Source organism: Planococcus liqunii, assembly GCF_030413595.1.
GTDB lineage: Bacteria > Bacillota > Bacilli > Bacillales_A > Planococcaceae > Planococcus > Planococcus liqunii.
Genome location: NZ_CP129238.1, coordinates 1,233,982 through 1,246,674 on the forward strand (window position 1 = coordinate 1,233,982; position 12,693 = coordinate 1,246,674).

Annotated in this window: 10 protein-coding genes and 1 other RNA gene; 8 read left to right on the forward strand and 3 right to left on the reverse strand. The window is 48.1% G+C overall.

Features of this window, described 5'->3' with window-relative positions:
* Window positions 1-15: 15 nt before the first annotated feature.
* From rnr to QWY22_RS06195, 6 genes are all read left to right on the forward strand, one after another.
* On the forward strand, window positions 16-2,352 hold the full coding sequence (rnr, locus tag QWY22_RS06170; protein ID WP_300983572.1) for a ribonuclease R: 2,337 nt from the start codon (window positions 16-18) through the stop codon (window positions 2,350-2,352).
* Between the two features lie 47 nt (window positions 2,353-2,399).
* Window positions 2,400-2,864 carry an SsrA-binding protein SmpB gene (smpB, locus tag QWY22_RS06175; protein ID WP_036808204.1) on the forward strand — a complete coding sequence of 155 codons (465 nt, stop codon included), beginning with the start codon at window positions 2,400-2,402 and terminating at the stop codon, window positions 2,862-2,864.
* Between the two features lie 83 nt (window positions 2,865-2,947).
* Window positions 2,948-3,301: a transfer-messenger RNA gene (gene ssrA / locus QWY22_RS06180) on the forward strand.
* A 204-nt stretch (window positions 3,302-3,505) separates the two neighbouring features.
* The gene (locus QWY22_RS06185) at window positions 3,506-4,576 is read left to right on the forward strand and encodes an aldo/keto reductase (protein ID WP_300983573.1); all 1,071 of its coding nucleotides are present in this window, start codon (window positions 3,506-3,508) and stop codon (window positions 4,574-4,576) included.
* Window positions 4,577-4,912: 336 nt separating this feature from the next.
* On the forward strand, window positions 4,913-6,409 hold the full coding sequence (locus tag QWY22_RS06190; RefSeq protein WP_300983574.1) for a glycine betaine uptake BCCT transporter: 1,497 nt from the start codon (window positions 4,913-4,915) through the stop codon (window positions 6,407-6,409).
* Window positions 6,410-6,487: 78 nt separating this feature from the next.
* Window positions 6,488-7,411 carry a 5'-3' exonuclease gene (locus QWY22_RS06195; protein ID WP_300983575.1) on the forward strand — a complete coding sequence of 308 codons (924 nt, stop codon included), beginning with the start codon at window positions 6,488-6,490 and terminating at the stop codon, window positions 7,409-7,411.
* On the opposite strand, the gene QWY22_RS06200 is transcribed toward QWY22_RS06195, so the two are convergent.
* From QWY22_RS06200 to QWY22_RS06210, 3 genes are all read right to left on the reverse strand, one after another.
* Window positions 7,376-7,894, reverse strand: a complete 519-nt coding sequence (locus tag QWY22_RS06200; RefSeq protein ID WP_300983576.1) for a C39 family peptidase — start codon at window positions 7,892-7,894, stop codon at window positions 7,376-7,378. The genes QWY22_RS06195 and QWY22_RS06200 overlap by 36 nt on opposite strands.
* A gap of 30 nt (window positions 7,895-7,924) precedes the next feature.
* Window positions 7,925-8,389 carry an STAS domain-containing protein gene (locus tag QWY22_RS06205; protein WP_300983577.1) on the reverse strand — a complete coding sequence of 155 codons (465 nt, stop codon included), beginning with the start codon at window positions 8,387-8,389 and terminating at the stop codon, window positions 7,925-7,927.
* A 61-nt stretch (window positions 8,390-8,450) separates the two neighbouring features.
* Window positions 8,451-8,771, reverse strand: coding sequence for a thioredoxin family protein (locus QWY22_RS06210; protein ID WP_300983578.1), 321 nt, complete (start codon window positions 8,769-8,771; stop codon window positions 8,451-8,453).
* 206 nt (window positions 8,772-8,977) lie between these two features.
* Here QWY22_RS06210 and QWY22_RS06215 point away from each other — a divergent pair, with 206 nt between their 5' ends.
* Together QWY22_RS06215 and QWY22_RS06220 are read left to right on the forward strand one after the other, a co-directional pair.
* Window positions 8,978-11,362: a 3-hydroxyacyl-CoA dehydrogenase/enoyl-CoA hydratase family protein gene (locus tag QWY22_RS06215; protein WP_300983580.1), complete on the forward strand. Its 2,385-nt coding sequence runs from the start codon at window positions 8,978-8,980 to the stop codon at window positions 11,360-11,362.
* 28 nt (window positions 11,363-11,390) lie between these two features.
* Window positions 11,391-12,566 carry an acetyl-CoA C-acetyltransferase gene (locus QWY22_RS06220; protein ID WP_036808237.1) on the forward strand — a complete coding sequence of 392 codons (1,176 nt, stop codon included), beginning with the start codon at window positions 11,391-11,393 and terminating at the stop codon, window positions 12,564-12,566.
* Window positions 12,567-12,693: the final 127 nt, after the last annotated feature.

Consider the following 12,693-nt stretch of genomic DNA (forward strand, 5'->3'; position numbering starts at 1 on the left):
GAGGAGGAAATCAGTATGGCAAATAATGAAATGACATTGGATCAGCGGTTATTGGCATTTATGCGTGAAGACGCTTATAAACCGTTGACTGTACAAGAAATAGAAGAACAATTCGGTTTTGAAGATGCCGATGAGTTTACCGAATTGGTAAAGACTTTAGTAAAGCTTGAAGAAAAAGGCTTGCTTGTCCGTTCACGTGCCAACCGTTACGGCGTTCCGGAGCGGATGAATTTGATGCGCGGGAAATTTATCGGGCATCAACGCGGGTTTGGATTTGTTGCACCTGAAGAACCGGGCATGGATGATATTTTCATTCCGCCGACTGAAGTAAACAGTGCGGTAAACGGCGACAAAGTAATGGTCAGAGTTTCGGAAGCCTCTTCAGGAGACCGCCGGGAAGGCGCCATTGTCCGTATCTTAGAGCGCGGTACGTCCAAAGTGGTTGGAACGTTCCAGGATAACCGCGGTTTCGGTTTTGTTGTGCCGGATGACAAAAAGATGAATATGGACGTTTTTATCGCAAAAGACGACACGCTGGGTGCAGTAGATGGCCATAAAGTGGTCGTTGAGATTACCGGCTGGCCAGAAGGCCGCATGTCGGCAACCGGCATGGTGACGCAAATTTTGGGCCATAAAAACGATCCGGGCGTCGATATTTTATCGATTATCCACAAACACGGCATTGAAACAGAATTTCCGCCGGATGTACTGGACCAGGCGAACAGTGTTCCTGAAGAAATCGATCCATCAGATTTAATGGACCGCCGTGACTTGAGAGAAGAACAAATCGTCACGATTGACGGCGCGGACGCAAAAGACTTGGATGATGCTGTCCAAGTGGTAAAACTGGAAGATGGCACGTATAAGCTCGGCGTCCATATTGCGGATGTCAGCCATTATGTTACGGAAGGTTCTGCGATTGACCGGGAAGCTTATGACCGCGCGACAAGCATCTATTTGACAGACCGCGTCATTCCGATGATTCCTCATCGTTTATCAAACGGAATTTGTTCTCTCAACCCGCAAGTTGACCGTTTGACTTTATCATGCGAAATGATTTTCAGCGACCAGGGTGAACTGTTGTCGCATGATATTTTCCAAAGTGTTATCAGAACGTCGGCTCGTATGACGTATACCGATGTATATGAAATTTTGGAACAGGGCAACCAGGAACTGAAAGAGAAGTACGCGAATCTGGTGCCGATGTTCGAGTTGATGAAAGAATTGGCCGAAGTTTTAAGAGGCAAGCGCATGCGCCGCGGAGCCGTTGACTTTGATTTTAAAGAATCCAAAGTGCTGGTGGATGAAGACGGCTATCCAGTAGACGTCGTTGTTCGTGAGCGTACAGTTGCTGAACGCCTGATTGAAGAATTCATGCTGGCAGCCAACGAAACCGTTGCGGAACATTTCCACCATATGGACGTGCCGGCGCTTTACCGGATTCACGAAGATCCTAAACCTGAAAAACTGCAGCGATTCTTTGAGTTTGTCACAAACTTCGGGATCGTAGTTAAAGGAACCGGCAACCAAATCCATCCACGGGCGTTGCAGGAAATCATCGAATCGATTGCCGGAACACCGGAAGAGCCGGTCATTTCGACCATGATGCTTCGTTCCATGCAACAAGCGAAATATTCTGCAGAAAGCTTGGGGCATTTCGGCTTGTCTACGGAGTATTACACGCATTTCACATCACCGATCCGCCGTTATCCGGATTTGGTCGTACACCGCTTGATCCGCACGTACTTAATCAATAAAGACTTGTCGAAAGCGACGATTATGCACTGGGATGCAAACATGGATGAGATTGCTGAACATACATCTGAACGTGAACGCCGCGCAGTAGAAGCGGAACGCGATACCGATGCATTGAAGAAATCGCAATACATGGCAGACAAAATCGGCGAAGAATTCGAAGGAATCGTTTCTTCGGTCACGAACTTCGGCTTGTTTATTGAATTGCCGAACACGATTGAAGGGCTTGTCCACGTATCGAATATGACGGATGATTTCTACCGTTTTGATGACCGCCAAATGATGATGATCGGCGAACGCAGCAACCGCCAGTTCCGCATCGGCGATGAAATTGCCATCAAGGTCATCGGTGTGAAACCGGAAGAATCCGCCATCGATTTTGAAATTGTCGGCATGACGCAAAACGTACGCCGGACACGCAAAGACGCACCGAAAGTGATCCGTGCGGCGAAAAAAGACGGCGACAAAAAGCCGGGACGCGGCGGCAAGCCAGGCGATAAGCCGGGTGGCCCGACACGCAAACCGAAAAACAAAAAGAAAAAGTTCTATGAAGGCGTCGCCAAGGGCAAAGGCCCGGCACGCAAAAAGAAAAAATAAAGGAGCGGCAATTGCCGCCCTTCTAGATTTAGTCGAGGTGAAGGAATATGGCAAAGGGTTCAGGGAAAGTAATAGCCCAGAACAAAAAAGCGGGCTTTGATTACGCAATTGAAGAGACGATTGAAGCCGGCATTGTGCTGCAAGGGACCGAAATCAAATCGGCCCGCAACGGCAAAGTGCAATTGGTTGATGCTTTCGTGCGGATCCGGAACGGTGAAGCGTGGATTTCCAATATGCACATTGCGCCGTATGAACAGGGCAATATCTTTAACCACGATCCAACGAGAGTACGCAAATTGCTGCTGCACAAAAAGCAGATCAATGAGCTTGTAGGCGTATCGAAAGTGCAGGGAGCGGCGATTATCCCGCTGAAGATGTACTTGAAAGACGGCTATGCAAAAGTCTTGCTCGGCATTGGTAAAGGGAAGAAGAACTACGACAAGCGCCAGGATTTGAAAAAGAAAGACGCAAAACGTGAGATTGACCGCGCCATGAAAGACCGCAACCGTTAACACTTGAAGTCTGACCAATGTTGCCTTATACTAAGTATATAGCACATAAGGCTCATCGCCTTCCCGTGTTCCTTTATTAATGAGGGGACGTTACGGATTCGACAGGGATGATCTGGGCTTGAGTCGCGCGTCGGAGGATCGGCTCCGTCACCAACGTAACTATAGTAACTGGCAAAACAAACCAAAACCTAGCATTCGCAGCGTAAGCTCGGATCTGCTTTATCTATCCATCGCCCATGTGGCTGGGTAAAGCTCAACTTTAGTGGGATACGGCCTGCAGTGCCATTTGAGCTGCCGGCAAGAGATTCTCAAATTAGTGCCCAGGACGCCCGCTTATTGGCAGAATGGCGCATGAAATTCTAATAAGTAAGCTACACGCGTAGACGCTCAAGTAGCGGAGTTTCTGGACGCGGGTTCGACTCCCGCCGTCTCCATATGGAGATTTTGGATTTTAGGAAAAATGCCCAAACCTTTTAAGAGGTTTGGGCATTTTTTTTGTTGCGTTTTCAATTAACAGTATCAGATTTTAAATACTTCTCAATAATGCTTCTTATTTAAAAAACTGTTTCACTAATAAACCAGCAGGGTAACCCACTAGTATCTCGAATTATTCAATAAGGCATATTTATTAGGAGGCTCTCATGGAATATATCTACTTAGGAAACTCAGGACTGCGCGTACCGAAATATATACTCGGAACGGTCCCGTTCAGCGGGACCAATGGCTTTGAAGCAGCAGGCGACATCAAGGAAGACCAGGCACGCCGAATGGTGGATCTTTCGCTGGAAGCGGGCATCAATATGTTTGATACGGCGAACCTCTATTCCAAAGGCGATGCGGAGCGCGTGCTTGGTGCGGCCATCAAAGGCCGCCGGGAGGACGTGCTGCTGACGTCGAAAACAGGATTTCCATTAAGTGACAATCCGAACGATCACGGCGCTTCACGGAACAATATTCTAACTTCCATTGACCAGACCTTGGAGCGTCTGGGAACGGATTATCTTGATTTGTATTTTACCCATCTTTGGGACGGGCAGACGCCGGTTGAAGAAACGGTGGAAGCGATGACGAGCTTGGTGAAGGCCGGGAAGATCCGCCAATGGGGTGTATCGAATTACAGCGGCTGGGCGCTCGCTAGAACGTATACGGTTGCTGAACAGAACGGATTCATTCCACCGGTCACGCAGCAGATTTACTACTCGCCAGAAGCGCGGGAAGCGGAATATGAGCTGCTGCCGGCAGGAGCGGAACTGGGTGTCAGTTCAATGATTTGGAGCGCGCTCGGCGAAGGGCTATTGAATGGCAAGATTGGGCGCAATAAGCAGACGCCGGAGAACACGCGGCAAGGCGGTGGATGGCCAGAGCCATGGGTACAGGACCAGGAGCGCCTTTATCAAGTAATTGATGCACTCGAGGAAGTGGCGGCAAACCACAACGCTTCCGTTCCGCAAATCGCTTACGCGTGGGTAAGGGACCGTCCAAACGTCGGGCCGCTTGTCATCGCTGCCCGCAACGAGGAGCAGCTGAAGGAAAACATTGCATCATTTGATATCCAGTTGACGCAAGAAGAGCATGACCGCATCGAAAGGGTGGCACGGCCAGTACCAATTTATCCGAACTGGCACCGGGCAATGAATTCGCTGGAGCTTGGCAGCCCTTCTGAAATCACTTATTTGAAAGGCTACAAAGAGTCAATGGGAATAGAGGATTAGGATTTCAAATAAAAACAGGAAGCATCGAAAACAGAGTGCCGAACCGATTTGGTTTGGTGCTCTTTTTATTTTTCAGCACGAGTAGCTGAGGAGTAGAATGAAGAAATAGCGGGAATGTATAAGTTGAATGACAGGAGATAGCTGACCAAAAATTCTTCCGATTAATTAAACCTAAAAACAGTTTATTGTTAGCGGCAAAAGTGTGAGTGTATAAAGACGCGGTTGGAAGCGGTATCATGGGTTGTTACATGTAAAGCTAGGGCGGCAGCGGGTTTGACAGAAGCCGATTACTTCTTTATCCTTAACACTTGTGATAAAAATTTCAGGAGGTACTATATGAGAAAAGTAACGAATGTTTTCTGGATCTCGCTCGCCCTCATCTTGTTGGCAGTCGCCTACGGGGCATTTGCGCCAGATAATTTTGCAGAAGTTACCGGGAATATAGAAGGATTCCTGACAACTTCGTTCGGGTGGTATTATTTATTGATCGTATCGCTGATGGTTTTGTTCTGCTTGTTTTTCCTCGTAAGTCCAATGGGGCAAATCAAATTGGGGAAAGAAAATGACAAACCGGAGTTTTCGTTCATTACATGGGTCTCCATGTTATTTTCAGCAGGAATGGGAATTGGGCTGGTCTTTTGGGGATCAGCTGAACCATTGTCCCATTTCGCGATTAATCCGGCCACTGCGGAGCCGGAATCCGCTGCAGCATTCCGTGAATCGATGCGCTTCACCTTTTTCCATTGGGGCATCCATGCATGGGCTATCTACGGAGTAGTAGCGCTGGTGCTGGCTTATTTCCAATTCCGAAAAGGGGAGCCGGGTCTGATCTCGGCCACGCTAAAACCGATTTTCGGAGATAAAATGAAAGGGCCTTGGGGCATTACGGTCGACGTCATCGCTATTTTTGCTACCGCCATCGGAGTGGCAACGACGCTTGGTTTTGGGGCAATACAAATTAACGGTGGGCTGTCCTTCTTGTTCGAGGGCATCCCGAGTGATGACTTTATCGTCCAGATCATCATAATTGTGATCGTGACAATCCTGTTTACGATTTCCGCATGGAGCGGCGTCAGCAAAGGGATCAAATACCTGTCCAATACGAATATGGTGCTGGCCATCATCCTGTTGTTCTTTGTGGTCATTTTAGGGCCGACGTTGCTGATTCTCAACACCTTTACGGATACAATGGGCAGCTATATCCAAAACATTATGCAAATGAGTTTCCGCACCGCACCCGTCGATTCTGAAGAACGCGCCTGGATTGACGGCTGGACCATTTTCTACTGGGCATGGTGGATTTCTTGGGCTCCTTTTGTCGGGATTTTCATTGCCCGGGTATCAAGAGGGCGGACCATCCGCCAATTCCTGTCAGGCGTCCTGTTGATTCCAGCGGTTTTCAGTTTCATCTGGTTTGCTACTTTTGGCACCACTGCAATGGACGTCCAAAGCAGCGGAGTTGACTTGACTGGCTTATTGACGGAAGAGACACTGTTCGCTGTATTCAACGAATTGCCGATTGGCAGCTTTTTGTCAGTAATTGCCATTGTGCTGATTGCAGTATTCTTTGTCACATCAGCCGACTCGGCTACTTTTGTGCTAGGGATGCAATCGACCAACGGCTCGCTGAATCCGGCCAATTCGGTTAAAATCTCGTGGGGAGTATCCCAGTCGCTGATCGCGGTGATTTTACTGTCAACCGGCGGGCTTGGAGCACTTCAAACGGCCTTGATCATTGCCGCTTTCCCGTTCTCGTTCATCATGTTGTTGATGATGGGATCGTTCTACAAATCAATCAGCCTGGAATACCGGGCCATCAAACGCAAACGCTAAAACCGCCGCTTCGGCGGTTTTTTTGTGTGAAAAGAGGTACAATGGAGAGAGTGTTTGATGAAGGATGGAGGATTTACAATGAATGAAAAACCACATGTATTATTAGTGGACGGCATGGCGCTCCTATTCCGTTCATTTTTCGCAACATCTGCAGTCGGGCAATATTTCCGGACAACGGAAGGCCTCGCAACAAACGGCGTCCAAGGATTTGCGCGCCACGTGTTGGCGGCGAAAACGATGATGAAGCCGACGCATTTGGCCGTCTGCTGGGATATGGGCGCTCAGACTTTCCGTACCGACATGTTTGACGGCTACAAAGCCAACCGTCCGGCGCCGCCGGAAGACATGCTGCACCAATTCGATTTGGCGAAGCAGGTATCCGAGCAGCTCGGCTGGAAAAATTACGGCGAAAAGGGCATCGAAGCGGATGACTTTATCGGCTCGTTTACCAAACAGTGGAAAGGCGAAGCAGATTTCACGATTATGACCGGCGATAAAGATATGCTGCAGCTGTTGAACCCCTCAGTAAAGATCGCGTTCATGAAAAAAGGCTTCCACATTTATGATGTCTATACAGAAGGCCGCTTTAAAGAAGAGTATGGCATTGAACCGGCGCAGTTTGCAGACGTGAAAGCGTTTATGGGAGACGCGAGCGACGGCTATCCGGGCGTGAAAGGAATCGGGCCGAAGACTGCACTGCAGCTGATCCAAAAATATGGGTCGACTGACGGGGTGCTCGAAGCGATTGAGGAATTGAAACCGGCCCAAAAGAAAAAGATAGAAGAGCATAAGGATATGCTGCTGCTATCTAAAGAGCTGGCGGTTATTAAATGCGATATTCCGCTCGACGTGTCGCTGGATGAAATTTTAGTTCCCAACTACACAAACGACATGGTTCAGCTGTTTGACGAGCAGGAATTAAAACTGCTCGCCCGCCAATTGGAGAAAAGCATCATTCCGGAATCGTCACCGTTTGACCGGATAGATCCGTACGAACGATAATACGTGCTGATTTTGAAGATAAGAAACCGCCTGCACTTTGCTGGGGCGGTTTCTTTTTCCGTTATCGTGGATGAAAAGGATAATGTCACCATCTTTTTCCTCATATCCAATCAGCGGTACCCAGTGGTAGTTGTATAGCGGTTTTGAAAACCAGCGAAATGAAAACCAGCGGTCGAACTTCATGGCGAGCGGACGCCCGGCACGAAGTTCCGTTTTAACAGCATCAAGCGACCGGATCTTTTCGATGTGGTAACGCTGGCCTGTGATTTTCTTGAACTTGCGGACCAGCCGCCATGTGAACAAACCGATGGATGTCGTACCGAGGAGACTATAAAGCTGATTAATTCCATAATCGATTTGTTCATGATGGTTTAAAATCGCCGCAATCGTTGTCGGTCCGCATGCGGATCCTTGTTTTTTAGGATCGACGGCTGCATCGTATTGGGATTTGCCTTCAAATGGAAGTAGAATTTTCAGCTTCAAGACCTCCCAAAAAAGATTCAGTGGCGGCTGTTAAATGGAATACAGAGATTTCTCGCTTTCTGCAAGCAATTTTTTCAGAGCTGCCCGGAACGTATTGAACACTTCCAGCTCGACCTGGATGCCGGCATGGACGATTTCACGCACGAAACGCGGATTGAAGCCGACATAAATCGGCCGGATGCCCATCAGTTTGATGGCGCTGTTCAACTGGGCCAGCTCGCTGGCCAGTTCGTTGTAGTCGAATTTCTCGACGTATTCGACACGCACGCCGGTAAAGTCAAAAACGACGCATTGTGTATCCCGGTGTTCTGCGGCATACTGAAGTACTTTCGTCCGGATCGTTTCGAAGCGGTCACGGAAAATAAATCCGGCAATCGGAACCAGGATGGTTTCCGGTACAATTGACGGAATGATGGGCGCTGACATATTGTGAATCACATTTTCATAATGCAAAACCAATTCTTTTAACTCTTTAATTTCTTGCGATGAATCCATAAAGACACCTCTATCTGTATTATTGATATCTATTATAACGCAAAAAAGAAATAGGCTGGGCCTATTTCTTTTGGTTTGCTAAAAACTCTGTGACAGATTCCGGCGTTTTTGCATTTGCACTATGAAGATGCGCTTTTTTCTCGCCTTTTTCAAAAATCAATAAGCTTGGAATGCCCATGACTTCGTATTTCTCAGCAAGCTCTGGCAACTCGTCGCGGTTCACATCGAACCATTTGTAATCATTATATTCTTCCATAATCGGATCGATGAACATATCCATCCGCGTGCAATCCGGGCACCAGCCTGCTTGAAATTTGACGATGACTGGCTCTGTTCCTTCAATTACTTCTTTGAACTGTTCAGTGGATGTAATAGGTTTCATAAAATCTCCTCCTAAATGTCTCTTACTCAGTTTACAATGGCGCCCAGGTTTCGTGAAGAGATTGAACTTGAAGGAAAGAATATTTTTTAACGATTAAATATTGCGAAAACAACAAAAATAATTTACACTAAGGACATAGAGAAGGTTCTATTTTTTTAAGCTGAAAATGAATGAGTGTTCATTCAAAAAATGAGGAGGGTTTTTCATTGGCTTACCAAATTAAAAAAGCAGCGGTGCTTGGTTCCGGTGTCATGGGTTCAGGAATCGCAGCACATCTTGCAAATATAGGGATTCCGGTGTTATTGCTGGATATTGTCCCGCGTGAGTTATCGAAAGAAGAAGAGGCAAAAGGGTTGTCGTTGGAACATCCACAAGTGAGAAACCGCATTGCATCGACTTCGGTTCAAAAGTTGCTGAAGCAAAAACCGGCTCCGCTGGCTGCTAAAAAGAACTTGCAGCTAATTACACCGGGAAACCTGGAAGACGATTTGAATAAATTAAAAGACGTCGATTGGATCATCGAAGTGATTGTTGAAAACTTGGATGTTAAAAAATCACTTTACGAAAAAATCGACGCAGTGAGAACACCGGGCACAATTATTTCATCCAATACATCCGGCATCAGCATTAACGCAATGGCAGAAGGCCGTTCGGAAGATTTCGGGAAGCATTTCCTGGGCACGCATTTCTTCAATCCGCCGCGTTATTTAAAATTATTGGAAGTGATTCCGGCGAATACGACGGCTCCGGAAGTGCTCCAGTTTATGACGGAATTCGGTGAAGACCGCCTTGGCAAAGGCGTTGTAATTGCAAAAGACACACCAAACTTCATTGCAAACCGCATCGGTACTTACGGGCTGCTGGTGACATTGCGTGAAATGCAAAACCGTGGCTATTCCATCGGCGAAGTGGATTCGGTGACCGGTCCTTTAATCGGCCGCCCGAAATCCGCAACATTCCGCACCTTGGACGTTGTCGGCCTTGATACATTCATGCATGTAGCAAAAAACGTTTACGACCAGACTTCAGGCGAAGAACAAAAAGTGTTCGAAGTGCCTGAATTTATGAAAAAGATGGTGGAAAACGGTTGGATCGGTGCAAAATCAGGACAGGGGTTCTTCTTGAAAAAAGATAAAGACATCCTGGAACTCGATCCGGAAACAATGGAATACCGCCCAGCCGGAAAATTGAAAACGCCTTCACAAGAAATTGCGAAACAGCAAAAAGGTTTAGCAGCAAAAGTGAAAACCCTGACTTACGCGGATGACCGTACAGGAGAGCTTTTGTGGAGCATCCTTTCACCGACGCTTCTATACTCTGCACAGCTGACGGGCGAAATCGCAGACGACATTGTTGCCATCGACAATGCTATGAAGTGGGGCTTCGGCTGGGAACAAGGGCCGTTTGAGACATGGGACGCAATTGGTGTCCAAAAGTCCGTTGAGAAAATGAAAGAAGCAGGCTATGAAATTCCGGCATTCGTCCAAAGCCTGCTCGATAGCGGCAACGAAAGCTTTTATAAAGAAGAAAACGGCGATTTGCATTTCTTCAACGGCACAGACTATGAGCCGGTACCGGTCAACGAAAAAGCGATTGACTTGAAACGCTATAAGAAAAAGCACGGTGTGTTGAAGTCGAATTCAGGCGCCAGCTTGATTGACCTTGGAGATGGCATCTTGCTGCTGGAATTCCACTCGCGTTCAAATGCAATCGGACTCGACATTATGCAATTGATCAACTATTCGGTAGAGGAAGTTGAAAAGAATTACAAAGGGCTTGTCATCGGCAACCAGGCGAAGAACTTCTGTGTCGGTGCGAACCTTGGCATGATTTTGATGGAAGCGCAGGACGACAACATCTTCGAACTGGATTTCACGATCAAAACTTTCCAGAATGCCTTGATGAAAATCAAATACAGCTCAAAACCGGTAGTCGTGGCGCCATTTGGCATGACACTGGGCGGCGGGGCGGAAGTGGCGCTGCATGCAGCACACATCCAGGCTTCGATGGAAACGTATATGGGCTTAGTGGAAGCGGGCGTCGGCTTGATTCCGGGCGGCGGCGGAAACAAAGAGCTTTACATCAAGCATTTGAAAGGCTTGCCGAACGGCGTAACAGTGGATTACCAGAATATCGCCAGCAATGTGTTTGAATCGATTGCTATGGCAAAAGTATCGACTTCCGCAGAAGAGGCGCGCGAAAACAACTTCTTGAATTTCACAGATGGCATCAGCGTCAACAGCGACCATTTGATTTACGATGCAAAACAGGCAGCCCTTGCTTTATACGAAAATGGCTATCAGGCGCCGATTCGCGAAAAAGTGCCGGTTACCGGTGAACCTGGATATGCGACGCTCCTTCTCGGGGCAGAAGGCATGCACATCTCAGGCTATATTTCCGAATACGACTTGAAAATCGCCAAAAAGCTGGCATTTGTCTTATCCGGCGGCAAACTGCCATACGGTACGAAAGTAGACGAGCAGTACTTGCTGGATTTGGAGCGCGAAGCTTTCCTGAGTTTGGTGGCGAAGCCGAAAACACAGCAGCGGATGCAGCATATGCTGGTTAAAGGCAAACCGCTGCGCAACTAACCGAAAGATATTAGAGGAGGAGAAACAGATGCGCGAAGCAGTAATCGTGGCCGGGGCCAGAACCCCGGTCGGAAAAGCGAAAAAAGGTTCTCTTGCAACTGTGCGCCCGGATGATTTCGGCGCCTTGGTTGTACGTGAAGCATTAAACCGGGCAGGCGGCTATGACGGCCCGATAGATGATTTGATTATGGGATGTGCCATGCCGGAAGCGGAGCAAGGCATGAACATTGCGCGCAATATCGGTGCATTGGCAGGATTGCCGGAAACCGTTTCGGCCGTAACGGTCAACCGTTTCTGTTCATCAGGCCTTCAGTCGATTGCTTATGCAGCTGAACGGATTATGGTCGGCTCAGCAGAAGCTATTATTGCAGGCGGCGTTGAATCGATGAGCATGGTGCCGATGATGGGCAATGTCATCCGTCCGAACGCGAAATTGGCAGAAACTGCGCCCCAGTACTACATGAGCATGGGCCATACGGCAGAACAAGTGGCAACCCAATACGGCGTCAGCCGGGAAGACCAGGATGCATTTGCTGTCCGCTCCCATGAAAAAGCGGCTGCAGCCATTGCAGCCGGCAAATTCGATGAAGAAATCGTGCCGGTCGAAGTGACGCAGCGTTTCGTCGATGACAACAACAAGTACCAGGAAAAAACCTTTACATTTGGGATGGATGAAGGCGTTCGCCACGGCACAAGCATCCAAACCTTGAACAAACTCCGCGCAGCTTTCTCAGCACGCGGAACCGTAACAGCCGGAAACTCTTCGCAGACATCTGACGGGGCTGCTGCACTGCTCGTCATGGACCGTGAAAAAGCGGAATCGCTTGGCTTAACGCCGATTGCAAAATTCCGTTCGTTCGCTACAGGCGGTGTACCGCCGGAAGTTATGGGCATCGGACCGATCGTCGCGATACCTAAAGCTTTGAAACTGGCTGGCCTGACCATTGACGATATCGATGTATGGGAACTGAACGAAGCCTTCGCTTCCCAGTCATTAGGCGTTATCCGGCACTTGAATATCGACATCGACAAAGTGAACTTCAACGGCGGCGCCATCGCACTCGGCCACCCACTTGGTGCGACAGGCTCGATCTTGACGCTGAAAATGATGAGCGAATTGAAGCGCCAAGGAAAACAATTCGGCGTCGTCACGATGTGCATCGGCGGCGGGATGGGCGCAGCCGGCGTATTTGAAATGCTATAAGTTCGAAAAGTATATGATCTTTTCCTATAAACTGCTTCGGAGACACCGTCGCTAAATAAGCTTTATAAAAAGATATGATCTGTAAATTACTCTTTAACAAATAAAAGCTTAGATATGTAGTGAAACA